Below are 1,093 nucleotides of genomic sequence, written 5' to 3' on the forward strand. Positions count from 1 at the left end.
CATCTACGGGAGCAATCCTTCTCCGGAGCTGGTCTATAAGCTGGCCGGTGACGTTCAGCCGGGCAACTCCGGCGGTCCGCTGCTCACCATGCAGGGCGAAGTGGCCGGGCTCATCTTCGCCAAAACAACCACCGATGCCGCCTTGGGCTTCGCCCTCACCATGGCGGACCTGGAGCCAGTAGCGGCGCAGGCCTCCGGGCTCAGCAATCCGGTGTCGCCCGGTCAATGCACCCGTAAGTAGGACTTCTCCCACATGGTGGGTGTTTTACGGCCCTCACCTCTCACGGAGCGGGCACGGTTCCCCTGCCTTCCCGCGCCGCTATAGATTGGGAGCCATGACTGAAGCCACTCCCGCCACCGAAGCCGGTCGCGGCACCATCCTTGTGATCAATGGACCCAACCTCAACCTTTTGGGCACCCGCGAGCCGGAGAAATACGGCACATCAACACTGGCCGACGTCGAGCAACTCGCTATCTCCGCGGCTGCAGCCCATGGCTTCACTGTGGACTGCGTGCAATCGAACCATGAAGGCGATCTCCTGGACGCCATCCACGCAGCGAGAGGCACCGCCGTCGGAATTGTGATCAACGCCGGCGCCTACACGCATACGTCCGTGGCACTTCGTGACGCCCTGGCGGCTGTGCAGCTGCCCGCCGTCGAGGTCCACATCACCAATGTCCACCAGCGCGAAGAGTTCCGGCACCACTCATACCTGTCTGGTGTTTGCACCACGATTATCGTGGGCGCCGGTGTCCTTGGCTACAAGCTGGCCATCGATTACCTGGCAGACGTGGTCTAACCAGCGGGGATGTGGGAGAGGGTTCCCGGGAAGCCCTTGGGATGTGGGAGAGGGTTCCCGGGAAGCCCTTGGGATGTGGGAGAGGGTTCCCGGGAAGCCCTTGGGATGTGGGAGAGGGTTCCCGGGAAGCCCTTGGGATGTGGGAGAGGGTTCCCGGGAAGCCCTTTGGGATGTGGGAGTGCCCCTATGTTTTTCGTCAAGCGGTTGCGGGTGTTGGGGGTTGGTAGAGGGTGCCGTCGCGGAGCATGGCGTAGAGGGTATCGCAGCGTCGTCGTGCCAGGGCGATGAGTGCC

At 63.1% G+C, this 1,093-nt stretch carries 1 protein-coding gene and 1 pseudogene; both read left to right on the top strand.

Features of this window, described 5'->3' with window-relative positions; genetic code table 11:
• Positions 1-241: pseudogene (locus HP499_RS24420) on the top strand (serine protease); the annotation flags it as partial.
• A 94-nt stretch (positions 242-335) separates the two neighbouring features.
• On the top strand, positions 336-800 hold the full coding sequence (gene aroQ / locus HP499_RS24425; protein ID WP_172326600.1) for a type II 3-dehydroquinate dehydratase: 465 nt from the start codon (positions 336-338) through the stop codon (positions 798-800).
• Positions 801-1,093 lie beyond the last annotated feature (293 nt).

Origin of the sequence: Paenarthrobacter sp. CM16 (assembly GCF_013179505.1) — a bacterium.
Classification (GTDB): domain Bacteria; phylum Actinomycetota; class Actinomycetes; order Actinomycetales; family Micrococcaceae; genus Arthrobacter.